Source organism: Neglectibacter timonensis (assembly GCF_900048895.1).
In the GTDB taxonomy this organism is placed as follows: Bacteria; Bacillota; Clostridia; order Oscillospirales; family Acutalibacteraceae; genus Acutalibacter; species Acutalibacter timonensis.
Genome location: NZ_LT160640.1, coordinates 965,932 through 989,116, shown reverse-complemented (window position 1 = coordinate 989,116; position 23,185 = coordinate 965,932). Strand labels below are relative to the sequence as shown.

Sequence of the window (23,185 nt, the reverse complement as noted above, 5' to 3'; positions counted from 1 at the left end):
GTATGGATGTTATACTAAATCAGCGAATGTGAAGGGAGAAAGAAAGACTGCGAGGAAATATGGAAGTAAATATGAAGGATATCGCACGCCATGCAGGCGTCAGTGTCAGTACGGTGTCGCGTGTTTTAAACGGTCAAGGATATATCCGGCAGGAGACCCGGGAAAAGGTACTGCGGGCGATTGAGAAATACCACTATATTCCCAATAACAGCGCCAGAAATTTGAAGCGGGAAGCCGTGAAAGCGGTGGGGATTGTGGTAAAGGGCTTTTCCAACCCATTCTTTGTACGTATGCTGGACGTGGTTCAGAGGGTTTTAGAGGAAAAAGGGTATCTGATGTACCTGCACCCGATTGACCCGCTGGAGGATGAGGTGGAGGAGGCCGTCTCCCTGGTTAAGGAAAAGAAACCAATGGGCATTCTTTTTTTGGGTGGAAATTTTGAGCATGGCAGGGAAAAGCTGGATCTGCTGAGCGTTCCCTATGTGATGCTGGCCATGATGATGAACCGGGACCGGGTGGAGGACAGCCGGTATTCCAGCGTTTCCATCGACGATTACCGGGAGACTTACGAGGTGGGGCGTCGGGTATGGCGTGCCGGGCACCGCAGAGTTGCGGTGATGGGGTTCCATGAGAGGGAGACCAGTGTGAGCGGCCTGCGGGTCAGCGCGTTTCAGCAGGCGCTTTGGGATTGCGGCTCTGCAGAGGGGCGTATTATCAAGGCGGACTCCTTCAGTATGGAGGCTGGATACTCTGCCGCGAAGAAACTGCTCAGACAGGAAGAACATATCACCTGCCTGTTCTGTATTGCAGACGTGCTGGCGCTGGGCGCCATGCGGGCAATTCATGAGGCGGGCCTGCGGGTTCCAGAGGATATCGCGGTGATCGGCTTCGATGGGATTGAAGCGGGACGTTTTTCCGTTCCGTCTCTCGCGACGGTCAGACAGCCGGGTGAGGCTATGGCGGAAAGCGGAGTCGGGGTGCTGATTGGCTGTATCGAACAGGGAAGGCAGAGCAGCCATCTGGTGTTTCCCGCGGAGTTCTTCGAAGGGGAAAGTTTTGTGAAGTTGGAGGAACCTCTTGTTTTATAACAGGAAAACAGGTATAATAAAGGGCAAATTCTGAAAACGTTATCAGAAAACGATATCAGAAAAAAGAAGCGGACAATATTGCCAGAAAGGGAGAAGATACTATGAGGAATACCAGCACTGACCTGCGCCGTCAAACAATGTATTCGGTTTTCGTGCGCAATCACACAGAGGAAGGGACCTTTGCCGCCTTGGAGAAGGACCTGGACCGCATCCGGGCGTTGGGCACCGACGTCATTTGGCTCATGCCCATTCATCCCATCGGCCAGAAGGAAAGAAAGGGCGACCTTGGAAGTCCTTATGCAATTGCGGATTACCGCAAGATCAACCCGGAATTCGGCACGATGGAGGATTTTGAACATCTGGTTCGGGAAATCCATCGCAGAGACATGAAATGCATCATCGATGTGGTGTACAACCACACTTCCCCGGACAGCTGGCTGGTGGAAAACCACCCCGAATGGTTTTACCGGAAGCCGGACGGGAAAATGGGCAACAAAACCGCGGAATGGACGGATATCGTGGATTTGGATTATTCTCATCCGGAGCTTTGGGACTATCAGATCGAAACCCTCTGCTTCTGGGCAAACTATATCGACGGCTTCCGCTGTGACGTGGCCCCGCTGGTGCCCATGGATTTCTGGCTGAAGGCAAGGGCCGCGGTGGAGCAGGTGCGCCCGGGCTGTATCTGGCTTTCGGAATCGGTGGAACCGGAATTCATTCTCGATAACCGCAACCGCGGCTTTTACGCCGCTTCAGACTGCGAGGTCTACAGCGCGTTCGATCTCTGCTATGATTATGACATCCGCGGAAAATATGACGCCTACCTGCAGGGACAAATCCCGCTCAGCGTTTATACCGACGCGATCTGGCAGCAAGAGGCGATCTATCCGGCGAATTATGTCAAGCTGCGTAACCTGGAAAACCATGACCGCCAGCGGGCAAAGGCTTTGATACCCGATCAAAAAATGCTGCGCAACTGGACAGCTTTCTATTTCCTGCTCAAAGGCATGCCCCTGATTTACGGCGGACAGGAGGTATGCAGCGACCACCGTCCCGACCTGTTTGTGAAGGATACTGTGAACTGGAATACCGGTCTTTCCATCACCCCTCTTCTTCAGAAGCTGTGCGCTTTGAAGAAGGAGGAAATCTTCGGTACAGGCATTTTCGAGATGGAGGCGGACGACGCGGCGGATCTGGTTTCCATCCGTTGGAGCCTGGGCAGTCAGACAATTGCGGGAGTGTTCAGCCTGAAGGGAAAACAGGGTGAAGCGGCAATCGGCCTGCCGGATGGGGAATACCGGAATCTTTTGGATGACAGCACTGTCACTGTAAAGAATAAAAAGGCGGAGACCACAGGGGAACCTCTGGTTCTGCGCGTATAAAAGGAGTGTAACACCATGGCGAAAACCTGGATGACCAGAGCGGCGGGCGTACTTCTACCTGTGAGCAGCCTGCCCTCTAAGTACGGAATCGGCACGTTTGGAAAGGCCGCCTACAAATGGGTAGATTTTCTCGCGGAGGCGGGGCAGAAGTACTGGCAGGTTCTGCCGCTGGGCCCCACCAGCTACGGCGACAGCCCCTATCAGAGTTTTTCTGCATTTGCCGGCAACCCCTATTTTGTAGATCTGGAATTCCTGTGCGAGCAGGGACTGCTGAAAAAAGGACGCTGCAAAAAGGTCAAGTGGGGAGAAAGCAAAACCCAGGTGGACTACGGCACCATCTATGAGCACCGTGAAAAGGTGCTGCGGAAAGCTTTTTCCAATTTCACGGACAAAAAGGCTTTGGAAAAATTCCGCAAGAAGAACGCCGGCTGGGTGGAGGATTATGCCCTCTACATGGCGGTGAAGGCCCAGATGGGGCTTCGCGCCTGGAATGAATGGGAAGAAGATATCCGGATGCGCCGTCCGGAAGCGCTGAAAAAATGGAAGGCGAAATGCGCGGAGGATATCGAGTATCACATCTTCGTACAGTATCTTTTCTTTGAGCAGTGGACGAAACTGAAAAAGTATGCCAATGAGAAGGGAATCTCCATTATCGGGGACGCGCCGATCTATGTCGCCATGGACAGCGCAGATGTATGGGCCAATCCCGGGCTGTTTCAGCTGGATGAGAACAATGTGCCCACCGAGGTGGCCGGATGCCCGCCGGACGCCTTCTCAGAGGACGGCCAGCTTTGGGGCAATCCGCTTTACCGCTGGGATGAGATGGAAAAAGATGGTTTCCAGTGGTGGATCAAACGGCTGAAAGCAAATCTCACTTTAGTGGATGTGCTGCGTATCGACCATTTCCGTGGCTTGGAAAGCTATTACGCAATACCCTATGGAGATGAAACCGCCCGGAACGGACGCTGGCGGCAAGGGCCCGGCATGGCGTTTGTAGGCGCAGTTAACAAGGCGCTGGGCAACGCGAACATCATTGCGGAGGATCTGGGGTATCTGACGCCCGCGGTAAAGCGCTTGCTGAAGAGCAGCGGATATCCTGGCATGAAGGTGCTGGAATTCGCTTTTGATTCCCGGGAAGAGAGCGATTATATGCCCCATAATTACCAGAATCATTGTGTGGTTTATACCGGAACTCACGATAACGATACGGTGCGGGGCTGGTTTTCTACGGCAGGTCCTGAAGACGTGGCCCTGGCTCTGGAATATATGGGGCTTCCGGATGATACCGACGGAAACTGGGGCTTCATCCGGGCTGCTCTGGGAAGCGTGGCCGACCTGGCAGTCGTTCCCATGCAGGACTATCTGAATCTCGGAAGCGAGGCGCGTATCAATACACCCTCGACCCTGGGCGGCAATAACTGGCGCTGGAGGATGACAAAGGATCAGATGGATATGGCTCTGGCCCAAAAGATGGCGCGGCTGACAAAGCTCTATGGCCGCGACCGCTGAAAAATGACGATGACAGGAGGATTCGATATGGCGCTGAAAGAAGAATTGACACAGAAGCTGGGCGGGAAGACGCTTCAGGAGGCCGAAAACACAGAGATCTACCAGGCGCTGCTTCAGCTGACCAAGGAAAGGCTGCAGGCTGTGCCGGCCATAACGGGGGACAGGAAGCTTTACTATGTTTCCGCGGAGTTTCTCATCGGAAAGCTGCTGTCCAACAACCTGATCAATTTGGGAATGTATGATGAAGTCAGGGCGGTGTTGGCGGAAGCCGGAAAAAAGCTGTCCGATTTGGAAGAGCTGGAGCCAGAACCCTCTCTGGGGAACGGCGGTCTGGGACGCCTGGCGGCCTGCTATCTGGATTCCGTAGCCACACTTGGCCTCAGCGGGGACGGCGTGGGGCTGAATTACCACTTCGGCCTGTTTGAACAGTATTTCAAGGACCACAAGCAGGCGGAAAGGCCGAACCCCTGGATAAAGCCGGAAGGATGGCTGCAGAAGACAGGAGTCAGCTTTGAAGTGCCCTTTCGGGATTTTACCCTGCGTTCCGTCATGTACGACATCGACGTAGCGGGCTATGATAACGGGAAAAATAAGCTTCATCTGTTTGATATTGAGGCGCCGGATGAAGCTATGGTGAAGGACGGCATTGATTTTGACAAGACCGACATTCCCCATAACCTGACGCTGTTCCTCTATCCGGATGACAGCGACCGCGCCGGCCGCCTGCTGCGGGTGTATCAGCAATACTTTATGGTCAGCAACGCTGCCCAGCTCATCCTGAAAGAGCTTGCCGGGAAGGGTTATGCCATGCGGGATTTGGCGAAGCACGCCGTTATCCAGATCAACGATACCCATCCTTCCATGATCATTCCGGAATTGATCCGGCTGATGATGAAGGACGGTATTTCCATGGAGGAAGCGATCTCCATCGTCACCCAAACCTGCGCTTATACCAACCATACGATTCTGGCGGAGGCGCTGGAAAAATGGCCTGTCGACTATCTGGAGGAAGCCGTTCCGCAGCTTATGCCCATCATCCGGGAGCTTGACCGCCGGGTCAGGGAAAAGTATGGGGATCCCAAACTGTCAATCATCGATGACGGCAACCTGGTGCATATGGCCCACATGGATATACACTATGGCTTTTCTGTCAACGGCGTGGCGGCGCTGCATACGGAGATTCTGAAATCCTCTGAGCTGAAGGTGTTCCATGACATCTATCCGGAAAAGTTCAACAACAAAACCAACGGCATCACCTTCCGCCGATGGCTGATGCATTGTAACCCGGCGCTTTCCGCCCTTATCACCGAGCTGATCGGAAGCGGCTGGAAAAAGGACGCGGGCGAGCTGGAAAAGCTGCTGGCTTTCCGGGACGATGAAACCGTGCTGAACAGGCTGCTGGAGATCAAACAAAATAATAAGCATGCGCTGAAGGAATATCTGGAAGCTTCCGAACAGATCAGCATTGATGAAACTTCCATTTATGACATCCAGATCAAGCGTCTGCATGAGTATAAACGCCAGCAGATGAACGCCCTCTATATCATCTGGAAGTACCGGCAGATTAAAGCTGGGAACAAACCGAAGCGGCCGCTCACCTTGCTGTTCGGCGCCAAAGCTGCCCCTGCTTATATCATCGCAAAGGATATCATCCATCTGATCCTCTGTCTCCAGGATATGATTGCGAAGGATCCGGAGGTGAGCCCCTGGCTGCGGATTGTGATGGTGGAAAATTACAATGTGACCAAGGCGGAAAAGCTGATTCCTGCCTGCGACATTTCAGAGCAGATTTCGCTGGCGTCCAAAGAGGCCAGCGGTACCGGAAACATGAAGTTCATGCTCAACGGCGCAGTGACCCTGGGGACTATGGACGGAGCCAATGTGGAAATTCACGACCTGGTTGGCGAGGAGAACATCTATATCTTTGGAAAGTCCAGCGAAGAGGTGATAGCGCTCTATGAAAAGCAGGCCTACCATCCTGGGGACTTCTATCCTGCCGACCCGGAAATTGCCGGATTGGTCGATTTTATCATTAGCCCGGAGATGATGCGGCTGGGGGATCCGGAAAATCTGGCGCGGCTCTATAAGGATATGACCCATAAAGACTGGTTCATGGCGCTGCTGGATCTGAAGAGCTATATTGCAGAAAAGGAAAAGGCCCTCGGCGAGTATGAGGACCGTACCGCATGGGCCAGGAAGATGCTTGTGAATATTGCAAAAGCAGGCTTCTTCTCCTCTGACCGTGCGATAGATCAGTACAACAAGGATATTTGGCATTTAAAGTAAGAAAAAGAAGGGGCCGCTGCAGAGAGTCATCTGCAGCGGCCCTCAGTCTGTCGATAAACGTAAGAGCCAACGGTTTCGGAGGGAGGAAAGGTATGGACAGAACCCGGGTTCTGCGGGGACCGTCAGGGTCCCTCTTCCGCGTTGATTCAGAGGAATTTTGCTCATAAATGGCTATTTTTAAGACACTAAGCTACTCAGCAAAATTCCCCAGCTTGGCGAAACGATCTTTTTCGACAAGCTGGGGCCGCTGCAGAGAGTCATCTGCAGCGGCCCCTTTTGCTCTTGTCCTTCAGCTACGGAGGAGAAAAGCTTTTAGTATTTGCCCACTTCCTTGATCAGATTGATAATGCTCCACATGTTTTCCAGACTGACTGAGTTGGGAATGGAATGGTCGGAGGAGAAAATATAGCCGCCGTTTTCCTTCATCGTGGGAATCAGGCTTCGGATTTCCTCCCCGATGGCCTCTTTGTCGTCCCAGAGAACGGCGTTGACCCCTCCGTGGAAAACCAGGTCGGAACCAAAACGCTGCTTCAGCTCTTTAGGCTTCATACCGGCCTTAACCTCCAGCGGGTTGAGAGCGTCCACACCAATTTCCACCAGCTCCGGCACAAAGGGCATGATGTCGCCGCAGGAGTGCAGATGGGCCTTGACGCCCCGGGAATGCGCCCATTCCACAGCGCGTTTGTGGACAGGCTTTAGAAGTTCCCGATAGGTATTCAGCGAAAAGAACTGAGAGTTTTTATATCCCATGTCGTCCCACCAGAAGATGCTGTCAAATTGATATCCCGCGTCCCATATCTGTTCATACAGGGAGATGCACATATCCAGATAGGTGTTGAACATATCCATGGCCCATTCCGGTTCCTCCAACAGGGCGATGAGGAAGGTTTCCGTACCCACCGTCCAGGAATGAGTAACGTCGAAACCGAACCAAAATGCAGCCTGAATCCAGCTTCCGTTTGCCTTCCATTTGGGATAATTCCGTTTGAGCAGATCCCAATCGATCCGGTCGGGCGTAGGCAGCATGCGCTTTTTTGCCTCCTCCCACTTGTCGGGAGTGGTGATTGTAAAATCGAGGAATTCGGGAGTGGAATCCTCCAGCTTAAAATTTTTCAGCGTGACGCCCCAAGGGGTGGTGGAAATAATGTAATCTTCGGTCTCTTCCAGGATTTTTTCCTCATAGCGGGGCGTGATGTCCACGGAGATACGCTCTATTTTGTCAATTCCAAAATAGTCCCGCCAATCGACGCCCTCCGGCATTCCTTCACGATGCCATCTGCGGATCGTTCCCGCCCAAGGGTCGTCTGTAATGGGGACACGGTCTGCTTCACGGTGTTCAAACATACGCTGAACCCGCTCGTGTGTTGTCATTTCTGCCATACTGTCTAAAAGCTTCCTTTCTCTGAGGAATGGAAGGAAACGGCCGGCAAACAATCCGTCTCTCCCGTCCAGCCCTCTCTGTATTTGGGAGGATGGTCCTGCATGCAATGCGGGTTCCTGCCGCTGCAGGCTTTCCAACCATCCGGCGCCCTCTTAGTCAGTAGCATAATCCAAGAGAAAGGAAATGAAAAGTTCTGAAGAGAAAAGAAATACGATTTGCTAATTTTTGTGGCCCATGGTAGAATTTGCTTCCTTGGGAGCCGGAGCCGTGGTACAATGACGAAAAGGGGGTGGGAAGTTGGAATATGATAGGGACGGAGATTTCGGGAGGGTACGGCTGATTGCACATTCACCCAGCGTTCTTGCCCGCAGGCTTTATTACTGCGTGCAGTCCGCAGGCTGGCATTTTTGCAATGACCGCTATCACATAGAACGGGAAACGGGGAATGACAACTGCCTGCTTCTCTGTACGATCGGCGGAAGAGGTGTTTTGGAGTATGGCGGCAGTATCTATCAGCTGCAGCCGGGCTCCGTGGCATTGGTTGCGCCCGGCTGTCCCCATTCCTACAGGACGCCGAAAGGCGGACAGTGGGAATTTTACTGGCTTCACTTTTCCGGTTCAGGCTCTGAAAAATTTGCAGAGTATATCCGGCAGAAAAATTGCGGCGTACTGTCCGGTGCGGTAGCGGAAGCGTGCCGGGACAATATCCAGCGGATTCTGGATTTGAAAATTCAGCGGGAAACCGATTTTGAGACCATTGCTTCCGAGCTGATCGCCGTGATGCTCCACCAGCTGGTAGCTGTCATACCGGAGGAGATGGCCGACCAGAACGAGGCGGTTGCCAAGGTTCTGGAATTTATCCACAGCAGCTATAAAGGCCATATCGATTTGGAGATGATGGCAAAAGCAGCATTTATCAGCCGCAGCCATTTGGTAAAGCTCTTTGAAGCCACCACAGGGTATACCCCCTATGAATATCTGCTGAAATACAGAATCTCCCGGGCCAAGGAGCTGCTTTTAAGCAGCAGGATCCCTGTAGGGGAGATTGCTCTGGCGGTTGGATTTTCCTATGCGGGGAATTTTGTCAGCACCTTTAAGAGAATGGAAGGCATAACGCCTGCGAAATACCGCAGACAGTACCATACAATGTAGCGGCGGTCAGTTCCGCTGAAGCAGTTCCAAGGCGGTGCCTTCACGCTGCTCTCGGAGGGCGGTTTCCAGCAGGAAACGGTACATTGGCGCAAGGAGCTTCAGGTTTGCTATGAGTTTTTCCGAAAGCCCGGGGGAGAAGAGCAGCTCAAAATCATGGCTTTCTGCGTTCAGGCTGATGTTGCGGCGTTCCAGCCATTCCCGGAGGGAATCCGGATACTCCCTGTATCTGGGCCGCTTAAAGAGATCTCCCTCTATTTGGTAAATGTCTTGGGCGGAGAAAGCCTTCTGGGCAGTTAGAAAAACGGGGGAGCCTTCCAGGATGCTTTTACGCAGGGTGTTCATGTAAGAGGTGGAGGCGTGGTAGAAACCGCAGCCATAACCGAAGCCGTCCGGCGTGATTTCAAAATAGATTCCGGGAAATTCAGTGGTGTGCATCCTGCCGCGTTTGAAGATGATCCACATGTTTTCCCGGTATAGGGAGGGATCGTGCGTATAGCGGGTGTCCCGCCAAATACGGCTGATTGTCTTGTCCACCCGCGGTTCTGTGATGAATTCGCCGTCAATTTCCAACATTGCCGGGGTGAGGGAGAGCACCAATTCCTGCAGCGGCTGCAAAACCAGGCTGCGGTATTCTTTATTGTGCTCGTGAAACCAGCTTCGGCTGTCATTGAGCCGGTTTTCCACAAGGAAATTCAACGTTTCTTTTGAAAAAGGCATGGGTATTTCTCCTTAGAGGGCCGCATGGAATAATTCCTCCATGCGGCCCTGTTTTGTCGTCTTTAGTTGAGGTCCAGCATTTTTGCGCTGACGCCTTCCAGTTGGTTAAAGGCATCCAGCATGGCGGTGATGGTATCGGGTTCGCCACAGGCCTGCAGCATGATGACGCCGTCGTCAGAGCAGTATTCCTCACTGGTCTCGTGAAGGCCGACGCGAAGCTTGATGTTACATCCAAATTGTGTCAGAACTTCCTGTAATTTGACCGCGTTTCCCGTTCGATGATTGACCCGCAGCCCAACGATGTAATAGCATTTCATGAACGACACTCCTTTCCTGATTCAGAGAAATTTTTTTCCTGTATCCATGGCCTGCACGGGAGAACCGGTGTTTTTCCAAAGAGGAGAAGAAGCCATAAGATTCAACTCCCTCCAAACCATGGTTTTTAACCATTATACTATGAAGGCTGCCGATAAAACAAGAAGAAAAGTAGACAGAGGGGTTCAAAAGCTGTTTTTCTCGGTTTTATTCGGTGACTTTGCATTACGAAAAAAGAAATCATCCGATTAATGCAATGATTGATACAATAAGGGCACCTGCTGATATGAGCGAAGTAATTATAGATATCCAGAACAGCCTTTTGTTTTGTTTACATTGTTCTTCATGTTGCTTCAGGAGTAATCTTACCGTGCGACTCGAATTTAGTGATTCTGTTAGGTTTGTGGCATTGTCAGGTATTTCTAACATTTGTCTAGTCCCATTTTCATCGATATAAAAAGCTTCCATCATAACTGCTCCTTGAGTAAAAATAGTTTTTTATATAATATAGCAATATCACTTTTCTATCAAGTTTTTATGTCTAGAAAAAAGGTAAGATGGTATGTTTTTTCATAGTATCGGGAAGATAACCACTATGTCCCTAAGTATAGCATTACATCAGTAAAAATAAAAGAAGCCGATCACTTTTCAGCAATCGACTTCTTTCGACAAATTGGTCGAGGTGACAGGATTTGAATTTCAAAAATTGAATTTTCGGGGGTTTTATGGGATGATAAAAAGTTAGGAATGGCGCGGATAAAACAAGGGGCCAATGAGAAATAGCAAAGGTGGATTTGCTTTGGTTTTGGACAGATAATGACCAAACAATGACCAGAAAATTGGTTGGATGACGGGGCTTCAGGCCTTTTTGAGCAGGATGTTATCGAGGACATCTGCTGCTGCCGCTTCGGCGCTTTGAATCGTTTCTGCGTAAATATTCATGGTGGTACTGGCCTGGCTATGCCCCAGGCGTCCGGACACCGTGCGGACATCCACTCCGCCGGAAATCAGCAGGGTGGCATTGGTGTGCCGGAGTGAATGCAATGTGACTCGGGGCAGACCGTTTCTTTCCAGGATGCCGGACATATGCTTCCCCGGTATGCCAGGGTGCAGAGGAAATCCGTATTCTGTTGTGAACAACCGGGGATGCCGCTCCCATTCCGGGTTCCAGAGGTCTCCCATCTGCAGCCGCTTTGTGGCCTGGGCTACCTTCAGCTCCCTCAACAGATCCATCAGCGCTGCCGAAACTTTGGTGCTGCGCTGCGATCGTTTTGTCTTTGGCGTATCGGTGTATATGCCGACCTTAGACTGGTATTGAGAGGTTCTGCGCACGGTTATCACCGCGTTTTCAAAATCTACATCCGGCCATTCCAGGCCCAGCATCTCTCCGCGCCGGTAGCCAGTCAAAAGAGCCAGGGTAAAAAAGGCTCTATCCTGTACGGGCTCCTTCTCCAGCGCGTCGAGAAACTTTCTGGCCGCCACGTCATCCAGGCAATTGATCTCACTGGCCGGCTTTTTCGGCGCGGCTGCGGCGCAGGGGTTGCGCAAAAGGATCTCATTTTTTACGGCATACCCTAAAATGCTCGAGCAAAAAGCATGATAGTTCCAAATGGTCTTTGCGGACAGTCCCTCCTTTGTCCGCTTATTTTGCCCGGGCTGCCCCAGACTGTTATAAAAATTCCGGAAATGCTCGGGCCTGAGCTTCCCGATTTTGATATGGCCCAGAGCCGGATATACCCGTTTTGTCAGCGCTTTGGCCTCTTCCAGGGTTTTTGTTTTCAAATGAGACCTCGCGTATTCTTCAAACCACTGCTCTGCAAAATCCTGGAATTTTGTGTTTCCGTTTGCAAGGCCGTTCCGGCATTTTTCTTCGAACAGAACGGCCTGACGGTTCAGCTCTTTTTCAATCTGTTTCGCTGTCATCTTGGGATCCGGGGTCCAGGTCATGGATTTCATGACCTGATTCCCGTTTGGCCCGTACCCGCAGGAGCAGCGGATCCGGTAGGACGCTCCGCGTTTTGTGATGTTTGCCATGTCCTGCCTCCTGTTTCTGGGCGCAAAAATCCCGCCCTCTTGATTTTGGGGACGGGATAGGGTACAATATCAATGCAGTTGATTCTGTACCTCCGGCCCGTCCGGTGGTGGCCGCTCGTTCCGTGTGCTAGACGGAGCGGGCGGTTTTTTTATTTCAATTTAATGGCAATTGGGGCACGCTCTGGTTTTCCCAGCCGCAGCGGCTTCTTCCACCGTTCCGCTTTGGATGTTTTTGGAACGGGAGAGGGAGGGGCACTGGTCTGTGGAATGGTAAACCGCGCCGTTTACGACCCAATACACCGCGGCGCCGGGCTCCGGCTGCTCCGAGGCGATGGGGACGAAAAACTCAATTCCTTCGATCATACGCGGGATATCCGCCTGCATCTGCAGGTATTCCTGCTGGTATTCCATGTCGTACTGGTAATCGGTGGGCTCACGCCACACGATGTGATAGTTGACTCCATCCACGGTGACCTGGGTTAGAAAATGGGTGGAGGGAATATGGATATACTCCTCACGGCCGGCATATGCGCTGAGCTGGAACAGCATGCCGCCGTGGCCGGTATAGAGGTTATTGGTGGAATAGAAGGTGGCCCCCAGGCCGTCGCTGCGCCCGGTGGCGGTATACCGGTCTTTCCAGGTCGCGGGAATCGGGATGGACAGGGTGGCGTTTCCGGCTTCGTCCCTCAAGGTGAGGAGCTCGTCCGTGGGCTTTGGATCATCCGTGATTTCGGTATTCACAAGGATTCTATCGGCGCAATACAGGATTTGCGCCACCTGCGCCCGGGTCGCCTCTAATTTCGGGATCAGATATCCATCGTCCGTCCCGTTTATAATCATATGGGTGGTCGCCCATTCCAGGCTTTCGACAGCATAATTGGACGCATTGCTTTTGTCGAAGAATTGGTTGAAGCGGTCTGAACGGAAGGTGGTATCGTTTCCCGTTTTCTGGGCATAGCCGTACAATATTTTTGCGATCTGCTCCCGGGTGATGGGGGCGTCCGGGCTGAATTTCCCCGCTCCCGTACCATTGACGATTCCGTTGCTGGCGGCCCAATTGACGTAGGGGGCATAGTACTGCCCTGCCTTCACGTCCTCGAATTGCTGCTCCGTATACAGGCTTTGCTCCACGTTGGATTTCCGCCCCAACACAGTGACGAACATGCCGCGGGTCATGGACTGCTCCGGGCTGAAGGTGGTTTCGCCGGTGCCGTGAAACAGTCCGTTTGAGACGGCGTACTCCACCGCGTCGTAGAACCAGTCCCTCGCTTTGACGTCGGAAAACTGCTCCACAGAGGCGGCGGAGGCTGTGACCGGAATCGCGCCGGCCAACAGGGCTACGGACAGCAGCATTGCCAAAATTTTCTTTTTCATTACCTCAAGCCCTCTTTCATAATTGTTTCCACGGTATCAAAAACAAGTACCGTGAATTTGCAGCACTGGTAATTTTTGTAAGTGTCCTCGAACGGTCGATTTTTGACCGCGAATGGTTTAGTGTGAATATATTTCATTTGATTTATGATTTGTATCGTATTAACATGTAAATAAAGGAAAAATACGCAATCTCACTTTAATTCCACATTTTTCATTACAGAATATCTTTACTTTGTGCTTGCATATTGCGAACAGATGTTCTATAATGAGCTTACAAAAAACTGGTTGGCGTTTGGAGGGTGCCGTTATGAGCAGTGAAGAATGTAAAGAAAAAATCATTCACTTGTTGGACTACATACAAAATCGAAAGATTTTGCTGGAAATCTATAGCATCATCAAACGGCTTGCAGGCAGATAATTCTTATGCCTTACCCTCGCATCCGAGACTTTTTACGAAGTCTCGGATTATTTTTTTGTTTTTTTCATCAAGCTTCATATAGGAGATGATAATGTTTTTAATAAAATCGTCCTCTCCACCAATTACATCAGCAATATATTTCCCCAATTCGGTTCCCTCCGGCAGTTCAACGAACATCTCTCCTTCGCCGGTGCGGAGCCATTCTTCGTTTACGTCGAACTCGCGGCAAATATCTTTAATTACACGCTCGGTTATATTTCTTTTACCTGATTCATAGTTCGAAACAGAAAATCTTGAAATTCCTATCTTGGTGCCTAATTCATCTTGGCTTATTTTAAGTGTTTCTCGAATCTTAACTAATCGTTTAGATAGGCTGTTACTCAACATTTTCACCTCCATCTTGCTTAATTATAACAGGTCTGTTTTCAATGTCAACACGTTGAAAACAAAAATTTGATGTTTTCTTTGCCAACTTTTTTTACTCAAACCCTATTGACTTTGTTTTCAAAATCACTTATAATGTGGGCAATGAAAACAAAAGGAGGAGAAACCTTGAGCTCACGTATGGTTCATAAAGGCTTATTTGAAGTAACGGATTCTGGAGAAGTCTACAGAATGAAGGGTTCCCACAAGGAACTGGCAAAGCAAATTAAAACTGGCAAGGACGGAAAATACCTTTGTGTAACAGCTTTTGTATCTGGAAAGCAAAAACATTTTTATGTCCATAGACTCGTTGCGGAGGCGTTCATCCCGAATCCCTACAACTTGCCTATGGTAAATCATCTTGACGGCAATCCTTCTAACAATGATGTGACGAATTTAGAGTGGTGTACAGCAAAGGAAAATGTACAGCACGCTTATAGAACAGGTTTGATTAATCCTTATTCGAAAGCCGCTCCCTGCCAATATTGTGGTGAACCTACTCTTTCAAAAGACGTAATTTGCCACGACTGTAAAATTCATTTGAAAAGCGAAGCAAAAAGAGTAGACCGATTTGCTGAATTGAGAGATTCCTTACTGCAGATTGATCAAACTCGGCTGACACCTACACAGCAGAAATACTTAAATTTAAGGATAGAGGGGTACACTTTGCAGGAAATTGCAGATATGTACGGCGTTTCCCGCCAATGTGTGGACGATTCCATTAAACGTGCGTATTTAAAATCAAACAATCCACCTAAGATTAATTCTGTAATAAGCCGACAAATCAAACAATACCAATGCAAACTTTTCAAAAAGGAATCCCAGTTATCTCGTCTACAATTAAGCGAAGACATTTTGAAAAAGGAAATAATGGAACTTGAAAAATCTATAAGTGATCTGCAAGTTTCAAATGACATTTCCCAAATAGCATAAGATTTGAGGTGACGCCATGTTACAACCAAAGAAAAAGAGGGAAGCCAGAGAAATGGCAGAGGATCTGTGCAAGTTGGATCATCAGAATCAGGTGATAGTAGACCATTCCATTCAACTACTGCTTGCCAGCCAAACCCTGCACGACCAAAAAAATTGCCCACCCGCCCCGCACGACAAGCCGGCTTAAGAAGGAGGTGAAATGAAATGGTAACTTATCCAGTTTTGATAGGGGAAATTGCAAAACGCGGAATTAAAAAGAAAACGATAGCTGACAGCATAGGGGTGTGCAGCAAATCGCTGACTAACCGATTATTAGGCAAGGTTCAATTTACCTGGCCGGAAGTACAAATAATTCAACAGCATTTTTTCCCCGATGTGGAGGTAAAAGATCTTTTTGCTACCAGTGACAAAGCAAAAAATTGAACCGGATGCTGCAACATCCGGCCCAGTTGGTAGAACGATTTACTTTTTCTTGCTACTGCGTGTCTGTGACAAAGCACTACCGGCTGCGGTTTTACTGGCTTTACTTGTGCGGCCATCACGCAATACCTTTGATGCAGCAGATGCAGCTCTAGGACTCGTTTGTCTCTTATTCATTCGTTCACCTCCCTTCTACGGAATTATTATATCTTTATGGGAAGGAAACGTCAACACTATATATGGTGTTAAATACGAGAATTTAAAGAGGTGGTTTACAACATTTTGTGGATATCTATAACCTTCTTAAACATATGGCGAGTGATTACTTTACTCGGACTATATGACCCGGCGGAGTGAGAAAGGAGGGGGAGAAGGGAGGTAAAACAGATGGGGCGGGAACAAAAGACAATTGGTACAGCTACAAAACAGAAAGCAAGATGAATGCCTATTGTAGGTAGGGCCGGAGCGTGAAGAAAGGAAATGATGGGAGAAAGGTGGTGAAAGAATGCGGTTACGAGATATGAAGCACGCGGCGTTTGAACTGAAAAAGCAGGATCCGAAAACGGCGGTTACATACGACCTGATACGGAAAAGCGTATTGACGGGAGTTCTGCCTTATTTCCAGGTGGGAAGAAAAAAACTGGTGGACATCGATTCGTTGGAGCAGCAGCTGTTCCTGGAAAAAGCAGCGGATAGAGAACTGGGAGGGGACCTATCATGATTTACATATTAGGAACGCTGGGCCTGACCAGCCTGGTGCTGGGAGCGATGGGGTACCTGATGGACAGGCCCCGCAAGAGGGAGCGCAGGGCGCTGCCGGAGCCGAAAAGGCGGGAGGGGGCGGTGGACTATCTGCACAACCCGGAGCAATAAGAAAAGCCGCTCTCCGACTGGCATCGGAAAAGCGGCGCACAAAAAATAACCTAAATAGAATATAGCAGAAAAGAGGAAAAAAGTCAATGAAAGCAATCTTACGAGAAGTAAAAGAGGTTTATGAAACCATGGAAATATCCGAATTGGTAGAAAAGCTCAAAACAGGAAAGTGGATTGTATTCCGCGTGGTAGAGAAAGAAAACGGGCTCAACTATATACTGGGCCGGGTTACTTAAGATTCTTTCACCCTGCCCAGAGAGTAATATGAGAAAGGAAGTGTTTGTCAAATGGTGAACACGATAGAGACCCGGGGACTGGGAGCGGGGAGCTATCCGGAGGCGCCGGAGCTGCCGGAGGAAGGGGCAAGGTGTGAGCGTTGCGGGTGGCACCGGGGGCTGAAGGAAGTGGACGGGCAGCTGCTGTGCCTGGAATGCCGGACGGAGTACTACCGGGAGGCCTGCCGGGGCCGGTACTGGAGCTTTATCAACCGGAGCAGGGAGGAGCAGCGGCGGTTTGCGCTGGAATTCTGGTTTCAGAACCTGCCGCCGGAGGAGCAGGGGCGGATCGCTATGGAGGCCTTTTGCCATGAGTATGAGACGCCGTTCCCCCAGAAGCAGAACGAGAAATCCGGAATTGTGTCGGAGTACATTCACAGCAGCAAGAGCGAGTTTGCGGACTACATAGAGAGCCGGGACGGGGCGGCATAGGAGGATTAATAATGGCGGTATATATGCCCAATGAAATGGATTTTCAAGGCAAAAATTTTTCCATGATTATCAGCGGATCGCCTGGTATTGGCAAGACAACGCTGGCGCTGTCAGCGCCGGATCCGGTGCTGGTGGATTTTGACGAAGGTGTGAGCCGTGTCAAAGCAAGGCACCGTAAGCCGACTATCATGGGAAAGACCTATGAGGAAATCCGAGACGATATTGAGACCTCCCAGTTGGTGAAGGACGCCAAAACTATCGTGATCGACACAGGAGGAGCCTTCATTACTTACTTGCAAGACTGGGCTATCCGGGACAACTCCACTGTGAATAAGCAAAAAAGCAGCAACGCCATCTCCCAGAAAGGATTTGGAGCGGTAAAAGCAGAGTTTGTGAGATTCACCAACGTATTGCGGACGGTCATGAAAAAGAATGTGATCTACATTTTTCATACAGTGGAGGAAAAGGACGGGGATGTCACCAAATACCGGTTGATGTGCGAGGGTTCGGCCCGGAACATTGTTTGGCAGCCCTGCGACCTGGGATGCTACATGATGATCACAGGGAACAAGCGCTACCTGGGATTTACGCCGACAGAGCAGTATTTTGCGAAAGGATGCTATGGGATCAGCGGCCTGGTCGAGGTCCCGGAACTGACGGAATCCACGCCCAACGACCTGATTACACATCTTTTCCAAAAAGCGCGTGAAAACATTGTCCGGGAAGCGTCGGAAGGAGCAGAGAACCAGGCAAAATACGAGGCTGCCATGGAACAGGTAAAACAGATCGTCGCCGGGGTTGAAGACGCCGGAAGCGCCGGAGCGGCCGCGGAGGGATTAAAAAAGTTGGAGCATGCCCTTTCCAGCGAACGGGAAGCCCGGGCTATGCTGTCAGCCAGGACAAAGGATCTGGGCTTGAAATGGGATAAGGCGGCGAAAGCGTATGTCGAAGAAGCCTAGGCTGCTCATGACACAATCCTTGTTGTCTGCATGGCAGTGGCAATTCAAAGCCTTTGACCCGGAAAGCGCTCACAGGGAATTCCTGCGGACGCTGCGCCGGGAAAAAACCAGGCCGAACCAGGCCATGCTGGACGGGATCAAATTTGAGAACATGGTAACGGAATTCTGTGCGGGGGCTGAACTGCCCCAAGGTCACGAATGGGAAGAAGGTATTCGCGGCATTGGAAATAGAGTGCGCGGGTGTCAATTCCAGGTGCCGGCCTATCGGGATATCCTGGTGGACGGGATCCCGTTTTTGCTCTACGGCAGGTTGGACGGGCTGCAGGCGGGAATTATTTTTGACATCAAATTCAGCCGGGGTTATCAGGTCGGAAAATATTTGGATAGTCCCCAACACCCCATGTATTTCGCCTGTGTACCGGAAGCCAAACGTTTTGATTATGTAGTGTACACAGGCAAAGACGTATGCGTGGAATCCTATACTCCCGGGGAAACGGTTCCCATCGAGAGAATCATCCGGGATTTTATCCGGTATTTGGAAGACACCGGGCTGGACAAACTTTATTGTGAAAAGTGGGAAGCGTTATGACCAAAAAAGAGGAATTCATTGAGATCTATCGAAAAGAGATCCACCGCGAGGGAGCGGACAAATTGCTGGCCTGGCTGGAAAAGACAGACTTTTTCACCGCCCCGGCCAGCACACGGTATCACGGGGCATATGAGGGAGGGCTGGCGGAGCACAGCATCCATGTTTTTGAGCGGCTGCGGGCGCTTTGCGGATTGGAATCCCAGGGGAAAGCAGCTTTGAAAGGACCGTCTGTGGAGACGATGGCCGTCTGCGGGCTCCTGCACGACATTTGCAAGGCCGACTTCTATGCCGTTGAGATGCGAAACCGTAAAAACGGGCAGGGGCAATGGGAGAAGTACCCGTTTTATGTGGTGAACGACCAGCTCCCCTATGGCCATGGTGAAAAGAGCGTATATATCATCAGCGGGTTTATGAGGCTGTCACGGGAAGAAGCGATGGCGATCCGCTGGCATATGGGCGGATTCGACGAAGCGGTAAAAGGCGGGAGCTATGCTTTGACCGGAGCTTACGGAGAGTACCCCCTGGCCCTGCTGACTCATCTGGCGGATATGCAGGCCACCTATTTAGACGAAACCAAGGAGGAACAGAAATGAGCATTTTTGACGGGTACAGAAGAGAAGAACGGAAACGCACGGAACCCGGAGATTACCGGGTATCCATTGTGGGTGTGGAGGAAAAAGAAAGCCAGGCGGGAAACCCTATGCTGGTGGTGGCGATCCAGCCCAACGGGTCGGATATCAGGATCAATCACTACATCGTCAAGAATGAATATTTCAACCGCAACCTGACGGACCTTTTCGACAGTTTTGGGATTGAGGAAGGAAACTATGAGACGCTTTCTTGGATTGGAGCTGTCGGCGGAGCAAAACTAAGAGAAGACAAAGACGGTTACCTGAAGGTGCAGTATTTTCTTTCTCCAGAAAAGCAGGACAAGCTTCCCCCCTGGGAGGGAGACCTTCCGGAACGCCAGAAAATCCATTCAGTTTCTGGAAGCTTTGAGGAGCTGACGGAAGAAGACCTCCCTTTCTGACGCCATGAAGCGGCGTTTTACTGAAAAAGAGGCGGCAGCCATTCTCAAACAAATGGGAATACTGGCCGATACCAGGGAGCAGGTGTGGGACCATGTGAAAAAATCCCTGGAATCCCTAAAATGTCCTGTGGAGAGAGGCAAGCTGGATCAAGGAGATTACACGGCCTTTGTCCCTATGAATGCTTTCCCGGGGTGCGGCGGCGTCCCGGGGATAACTTCCCTGCAGGATGAAATCGTGATTGAACGGAAGGCAAATCTGGACGAAATCGCGGGGAATTTCACTGTGGGCAGGGAGAGGTTCGAACGGGAATTCATCCGGGCCAAGGCAAACGGCATCAAGGTATTCCTGCTTATCGAGAACGCTTCTTGGGAAGATGTATTCTCCCACAACTATCAAAGCAGACTCAACCCGAAATCCCTTTACGGCAGCCTGCTTTCCTGGCAAGCTAGATACAACGTTACAGTGCAATTCTGCCGTCCGGCTGAGACCGGGCGCATCCTATATGGAATCCTGTATTACTGGCTGAAGAACAAACTGGAGGGATGAGCATGGACCTATTCGGGGAAGTGAGGCGGCTGGTATCCATGGAGGAGGCGGCACGGCGGTACGGGTTTGAGCCGGACAGGCAGCGCAAAATCCGCTGCCCATTCCATGAGGACAGCCACCCCAGCCTGCAGCTCTACCATAATGGCCGGGGCTGGTGGTGCTATGTGTGCGATCAGGGCGGCAGCGTCATCGACTTTGTGAGCAGGCTGTTTTCCATCAGCCCCCGGGAGGCCGCCCTGAAGCTCAACGGGGATTTTTCTTTGGGGCTGGCTGCCGGGCCCGCCCGGCGGCTGGAGGCCAGAGCCCGGCAGCACGCCGCCTATCGCCGCAGGCAGCGGGAGCAGGCCTTTGAAAGCGCCTATCTGGAGCGCCAGCGGGAATTTATCGACCTGCGGCAGGAGCTGTTTATGCTCCCCCGCGGGGGCCGTGCCGGGGAGCTCCTGGGGCGGCTGGACGAACTGGAGCACTGGTTCCGGGAAAATCCCTGGAGGTGAAAACTTGGAATTTGACTATCAGAAAGAGGACTTTTCCACCCCGGAGCCTTATGAGGCGGTACTGTCCATTTCAAACCCCTTTGAGCGGGAGGTGGCCACCAATCAACTGGCGGAATATGCAAAGCAGGTGGGCATCGGCGCCAGCGGGTTCAAGCGGATGCTCAAGACCTATCTGGAATCGAAAAAACAGAACGAGCGCATGGTGTATGTGGACCAGGTGACGGAGTTCACCGGCCAAAAGCTGGAGCTGGACGCGGGGGAATGGCAGGCGGACGATTTCGGGGTGTCCCGCCGGGGAAAATTCGGGGAGGAGATTGCCTGCCCCCATCCCATCCTGCCGGTGGAGCGGCTGGTGAACATCGACACCGGCGTGGAGAAGCTGAAGCTGGCCTTCTGCAAGGGGGACCGGCGCTGGCGGGAGGTGGTGGCGGACAAGAAGCTGCTGGCTTCCAACAACAGCATTCTGGAGCTGGCCAACATGGGCATTGCCGTCACCAGTGAGAACAGCCGGGCCCTGGTGCATTACATATCCGACCTGGAAAACCTGAACTATGACCTGATCCCGGAGCGCAAAAGCGTCTCCCGGCTGGGATATATCGAAAGCGAGGGCTTTTCTCCCTATGTGGACGGCCTGATCTTCGACGGTGACGCCAATTTCCGGCACATCTTCGAGAGCATCCGGAGCGCTGGAAAACGCCGGGAATGGCTGGAGCTGGCGCTTTCCCTCCGGCAGGGGAACGTGATGGCCCGGATCGTTTTAGCGGCCTCCTTCGCGTCCGTGCTGGTGAAGCCCTGCGGGTCCCTGCCCTTTTTTGTGCATCTCTGGGGCGGGGAATCCGGCACGGGAAAGACCGTGGCCTTGATGCTGGCGGCCTCCGTCTGGGGGAACCCGGAGATGGGGCGGTACATCCAGACCTTTAACAGCACGGTGGTGGGCCGGGAAAAGCTGGCGGCGTTTTTGAACCACCTGCCGCTGATCGTGGACGAACTGCAGCTTGCAAGGGATGGACGTGGAAAGCTCAATTTTGATGTATATGCCCTGGCGGAAGGCGTGGGACGCACCCGGGGCAACAAGAACGGCGGCGTGGACCAGACGCCCACCTGGCAGAACTGTATCCTCACCAGCGGAGAGACGCCCATCACGGGGGCTTCCAGCGGCGCGGGAGCGGTGAACCGGGTCATCGAGATAGAATGCCGGACCGCCCACAGGATCATTGAGGACGGGCATGCTACAGCCGGAGTGCTTCGCAAGAACTACGGTTTTGCGGGACGGGAGTTCGTGGAAAAGCTCTATCAGGAGGACAATGCCCAACTGGCGGCAGAGCTGTACAAGAAGCATTTCCGGGTGCTTTCCGAAAACGACACCACGGAAAAGCAGGCAATGGCTGCCGCGGTGATCCTGACGGCGGACGAGCTGGCAACCGATTGGCTCTTTCAAGACGGGAACGCCGTCACGGTGCAGGAAATCTCCGGATTCCTGGCCAGCAGGGCGGCGGTATCCAGCGGGCGGCGGGGATACGAGTATTTCTGCGATTGGGCGGCCCAGAACGCCAACCGGCTGCGCCAGGACAACGAGCAGGGCGACGTGTACGGCGTCATCAGCGGGGCGCAGGTGTGCATCATCCGCAAAGTTTTCAATCAAGTGGCGGAGGAAGCCGGCTTCTCCCCGGCGGCGCTGCTGTCCTATCTGAAGGAGGAAAACCTCATCGAGACCCGGGGCCGGGCCATGACCTGTTCCCGGCGGATCAACGGGGTGCGCACCGAATGCGTCTGCCTGCGGGTGGACACGGGGGAAATCACCGCCGATGACGACTTGTTTTGATGCGGAACACGCGGATCCTCCGCGGAACGAAGAAAATCCCGCAAACCCGCATAAATACTGGGCCTGCGGAACTGCGGAACACGCGGAACAGAAAAACATACCATCTTATAGAGATAAAATATTTTTAAATTTCCCCATAAAATAAAAAGTTTTCCCTATAGGAGAAATCGTGTAAATCTGTTCCGCAGTTCCGCGGGAGGCCTCAAACCCGCAGAAACGCTGAATATTTTGCGCGGAACAGCTGTACCGCGGCGTTCCGCAGGTTCCGCACAGGAGGAAAGATGAGACACAGGATAGAAGAAATAGAACGCCTGGCCATGACGGGCTGCGGGCTGCCGGAGGGATACAGCCAGCCGGAACAGCTCTTGTTCCTCTCCCTGCGGATTCTGCATTGGGAATTCAGAAACAGGATCATCGGCCGGGAACAGGCAAGGCGCGAGAAAAAACTGCTGGTGGATGATTTCCGGCAAGAACAACGGTTTCACGAAATATATCAGGAAAACATCCGAATACGAAATACCATGAGCCACAGACTCACCGCGGCGGAAAAGAGCGGATGCCCTCACTGCCGGGAACTGGTTCAACTATTTGATGGGAGGAAAAGACCGTGAGCTATGAAGAACGTTTGAAGAGATACGAGGCGGAGAAACAGAAGCTGATAGAATTGGGGATTTCCCCGCTGGCCTATGAAAGAGCGATGATAGAATTAGCGAGGAAGTGGAGAGTATGAGC

26 protein-coding genes are annotated in these 23,185 nt (G+C 51.7%); 20 read left to right on the top strand and 6 right to left on the bottom strand.

The window, feature by feature from the left end; genetic code table 11:
• The first annotated feature begins 59 nt into the window (after positions 1-59).
• From BN3911_RS13650 to BN3911_RS13635, 4 genes are all read left to right on the top strand, one after another.
• On the top strand, positions 60-1,088 hold the full coding sequence (locus BN3911_RS13650; RefSeq protein ID WP_066866571.1) for a LacI family DNA-binding transcriptional regulator: 1,029 nt from the start codon (positions 60-62) through the stop codon (positions 1,086-1,088).
• 101 nt (positions 1,089-1,189) lie between these two features.
• Positions 1,190-2,470 (top strand): alpha-amylase family glycosyl hydrolase, encoded by a 1,281-nt coding sequence (locus BN3911_RS13645; RefSeq protein WP_066866569.1) that lies wholly within the window; start codon positions 1,190-1,192, stop codon positions 2,468-2,470.
• A 30-nt stretch (positions 2,471-2,500) separates the two neighbouring features.
• Positions 2,501-3,979, top strand: coding sequence for a 4-alpha-glucanotransferase (malQ, locus tag BN3911_RS13640; RefSeq protein WP_066867916.1), 1,479 nt, complete (start codon positions 2,501-2,503; stop codon positions 3,977-3,979).
• A 27-nt stretch (positions 3,980-4,006) separates the two neighbouring features.
• Positions 4,007-6,265: a glycogen/starch/alpha-glucan phosphorylase gene (locus BN3911_RS13635; RefSeq protein WP_066866567.1), complete on the top strand. Its 2,259-nt coding sequence runs from the start codon at positions 4,007-4,009 to the stop codon at positions 6,263-6,265.
• 312 nt (positions 6,266-6,577) lie between these two features.
• Here BN3911_RS13635 and BN3911_RS13630 read toward each other — a convergent pair whose 3' ends face one another.
• The gene (locus tag BN3911_RS13630; protein ID WP_066866566.1) at positions 6,578-7,645 is read right to left on the bottom strand and encodes a uroporphyrinogen decarboxylase family protein; all 1,068 of its coding nucleotides are present in this window, start codon (positions 7,643-7,645) and stop codon (positions 6,578-6,580) included.
• A 298-nt stretch (positions 7,646-7,943) separates the two neighbouring features.
• Here BN3911_RS13630 and BN3911_RS13625 point away from each other — a divergent pair, with 298 nt between their 5' ends.
• Positions 7,944-8,798 (top strand): AraC family transcriptional regulator, encoded by an 855-nt coding sequence (locus BN3911_RS13625; protein WP_066866564.1) that lies wholly within the window; start codon positions 7,944-7,946, stop codon positions 8,796-8,798.
• Between the two features lie 6 nt (positions 8,799-8,804).
• Here the strand turns inward: BN3911_RS13625 and BN3911_RS13620 are convergent, their stop codons facing one another.
• The 5 genes from BN3911_RS13620 to BN3911_RS13595 all read right to left on the bottom strand — a co-directional run bounded on the left by BN3911_RS13620 (position 8,805) and on the right by BN3911_RS13595 (position 14,043).
• On the bottom strand, positions 8,805-9,515 hold the full coding sequence (locus tag BN3911_RS13620; protein ID WP_066866562.1) for a DUF2461 domain-containing protein: 711 nt from the start codon (positions 9,513-9,515) through the stop codon (positions 8,805-8,807).
• A 62-nt stretch (positions 9,516-9,577) separates the two neighbouring features.
• Positions 9,578-9,832, bottom strand: coding sequence for a CPF_0552 family protein (locus BN3911_RS13615; protein WP_066866561.1), 255 nt, complete (start codon positions 9,830-9,832; stop codon positions 9,578-9,580).
• Between the two features lie 856 nt (positions 9,833-10,688).
• Positions 10,689-11,864, bottom strand: coding sequence for a site-specific integrase (locus BN3911_RS13605; protein ID WP_066866557.1), 1,176 nt, complete (start codon positions 11,862-11,864; stop codon positions 10,689-10,691).
• Positions 11,865-12,023: 159 nt separating this feature from the next.
• Positions 12,024-13,238, bottom strand: coding sequence for an S-layer homology domain-containing protein (locus BN3911_RS13600; RefSeq protein ID WP_066866555.1), 1,215 nt, complete (start codon positions 13,236-13,238; stop codon positions 12,024-12,026).
• A 421-nt stretch (positions 13,239-13,659) separates the two neighbouring features.
• On the bottom strand, positions 13,660-14,043 hold the full coding sequence (locus BN3911_RS13595) for a helix-turn-helix domain-containing protein (RefSeq protein ID WP_066866553.1): 384 nt from the start codon (positions 14,041-14,043) through the stop codon (positions 13,660-13,662).
• A gap of 165 nt (positions 14,044-14,208) precedes the next feature.
• Between BN3911_RS13595 and BN3911_RS13590 the strand changes: the two genes are divergently transcribed.
• The 15 genes from BN3911_RS13590 to BN3911_RS17710 all read left to right on the top strand — a co-directional run bounded on the left by BN3911_RS13590 (position 14,209) and on the right by BN3911_RS17710 (position 23,183).
• Positions 14,209-15,012: an HNH endonuclease gene (locus BN3911_RS13590; RefSeq protein WP_187127755.1), complete on the top strand. Its 804-nt coding sequence runs from the start codon at positions 14,209-14,211 to the stop codon at positions 15,010-15,012.
• A gap of 204 nt (positions 15,013-15,216) precedes the next feature.
• Complete coding sequence (locus BN3911_RS13585) at positions 15,217-15,435, top strand: hypothetical protein (protein WP_066866549.1); 219 nt, start codon at positions 15,217-15,219, stop codon at positions 15,433-15,435.
• Between the two features lie 502 nt (positions 15,436-15,937).
• A complete protein-coding gene (locus BN3911_RS13580; protein ID WP_066866547.1) occupies positions 15,938-16,153 on the top strand; it encodes a hypothetical protein in 216 nt (71 codons plus the stop codon).
• Positions 16,150-16,305 (top strand): hypothetical protein, encoded by a 156-nt coding sequence (locus BN3911_RS17250; protein ID WP_154669707.1) that lies wholly within the window; start codon positions 16,150-16,152, stop codon positions 16,303-16,305. Before BN3911_RS13580 ends, BN3911_RS17250 begins: the two co-directional genes overlap by 4 nt.
• Positions 16,306-16,391: 86 nt before the next feature.
• Complete coding sequence (locus BN3911_RS17245; protein WP_154669706.1) at positions 16,392-16,541, top strand: hypothetical protein; 150 nt, start codon at positions 16,392-16,394, stop codon at positions 16,539-16,541.
• Between the two features lie 51 nt (positions 16,542-16,592).
• On the top strand, positions 16,593-17,012 hold the full coding sequence (locus tag BN3911_RS13575; RefSeq protein ID WP_066866545.1) for a hypothetical protein: 420 nt from the start codon (positions 16,593-16,595) through the stop codon (positions 17,010-17,012).
• Between the two features lie 11 nt (positions 17,013-17,023).
• A complete protein-coding gene (locus BN3911_RS13570; protein WP_082942283.1) occupies positions 17,024-17,971 on the top strand; it encodes an ATP-binding protein in 948 nt (315 codons plus the stop codon).
• Positions 17,955-18,560: a hypothetical protein gene (locus tag BN3911_RS13565; protein WP_066866543.1), complete on the top strand. Its 606-nt coding sequence runs from the start codon at positions 17,955-17,957 to the stop codon at positions 18,558-18,560. The genes BN3911_RS13570 and BN3911_RS13565 overlap by 17 nt, the downstream gene beginning before the upstream one ends.
• Entirely contained in the window at positions 18,557-19,153 is a 597-nt protein-coding gene (locus BN3911_RS13560; RefSeq protein ID WP_066866542.1) for an HD domain-containing protein, read from the top strand. Before BN3911_RS13565 ends, BN3911_RS13560 begins: the two co-directional genes overlap by 4 nt.
• The gene (locus tag BN3911_RS13555) at positions 19,150-19,590 is read left to right on the top strand and encodes a DUF669 domain-containing protein (RefSeq protein ID WP_066866541.1); all 441 of its coding nucleotides are present in this window, start codon (positions 19,150-19,152) and stop codon (positions 19,588-19,590) included. Before BN3911_RS13560 ends, BN3911_RS13555 begins: the two co-directional genes overlap by 4 nt.
• A gap of 52 nt (positions 19,591-19,642) precedes the next feature.
• Complete coding sequence (locus tag BN3911_RS13550; RefSeq protein ID WP_066867912.1) at positions 19,643-20,137, top strand: ERCC4 domain-containing protein; 495 nt, start codon at positions 19,643-19,645, stop codon at positions 20,135-20,137.
• Positions 20,134-20,631 carry a CHC2 zinc finger domain-containing protein gene (locus tag BN3911_RS13545; protein ID WP_082942280.1) on the top strand — a complete coding sequence of 166 codons (498 nt, stop codon included), beginning with the start codon at positions 20,134-20,136 and terminating at the stop codon, positions 20,629-20,631. Before BN3911_RS13550 ends, BN3911_RS13545 begins: the two co-directional genes overlap by 4 nt.
• 4 nt (positions 20,632-20,635) lie before the next feature.
• Positions 20,636-22,453, top strand: coding sequence for a DUF927 domain-containing protein (locus BN3911_RS13540; protein ID WP_066866537.1), 1,818 nt, complete (start codon positions 20,636-20,638; stop codon positions 22,451-22,453).
• Between the two features lie 281 nt (positions 22,454-22,734).
• Positions 22,735-23,064, top strand: coding sequence for a hypothetical protein (locus tag BN3911_RS13535; RefSeq protein WP_066866535.1), 330 nt, complete (start codon positions 22,735-22,737; stop codon positions 23,062-23,064).
• Positions 23,061-23,183, top strand: coding sequence for a hypothetical protein (locus BN3911_RS17710; RefSeq protein ID WP_278308688.1), 123 nt, complete (start codon positions 23,061-23,063; stop codon positions 23,181-23,183). The genes BN3911_RS13535 and BN3911_RS17710 overlap by 4 nt, the downstream gene beginning before the upstream one ends.
• Positions 23,184-23,185: the final 2 nt, after the last annotated feature.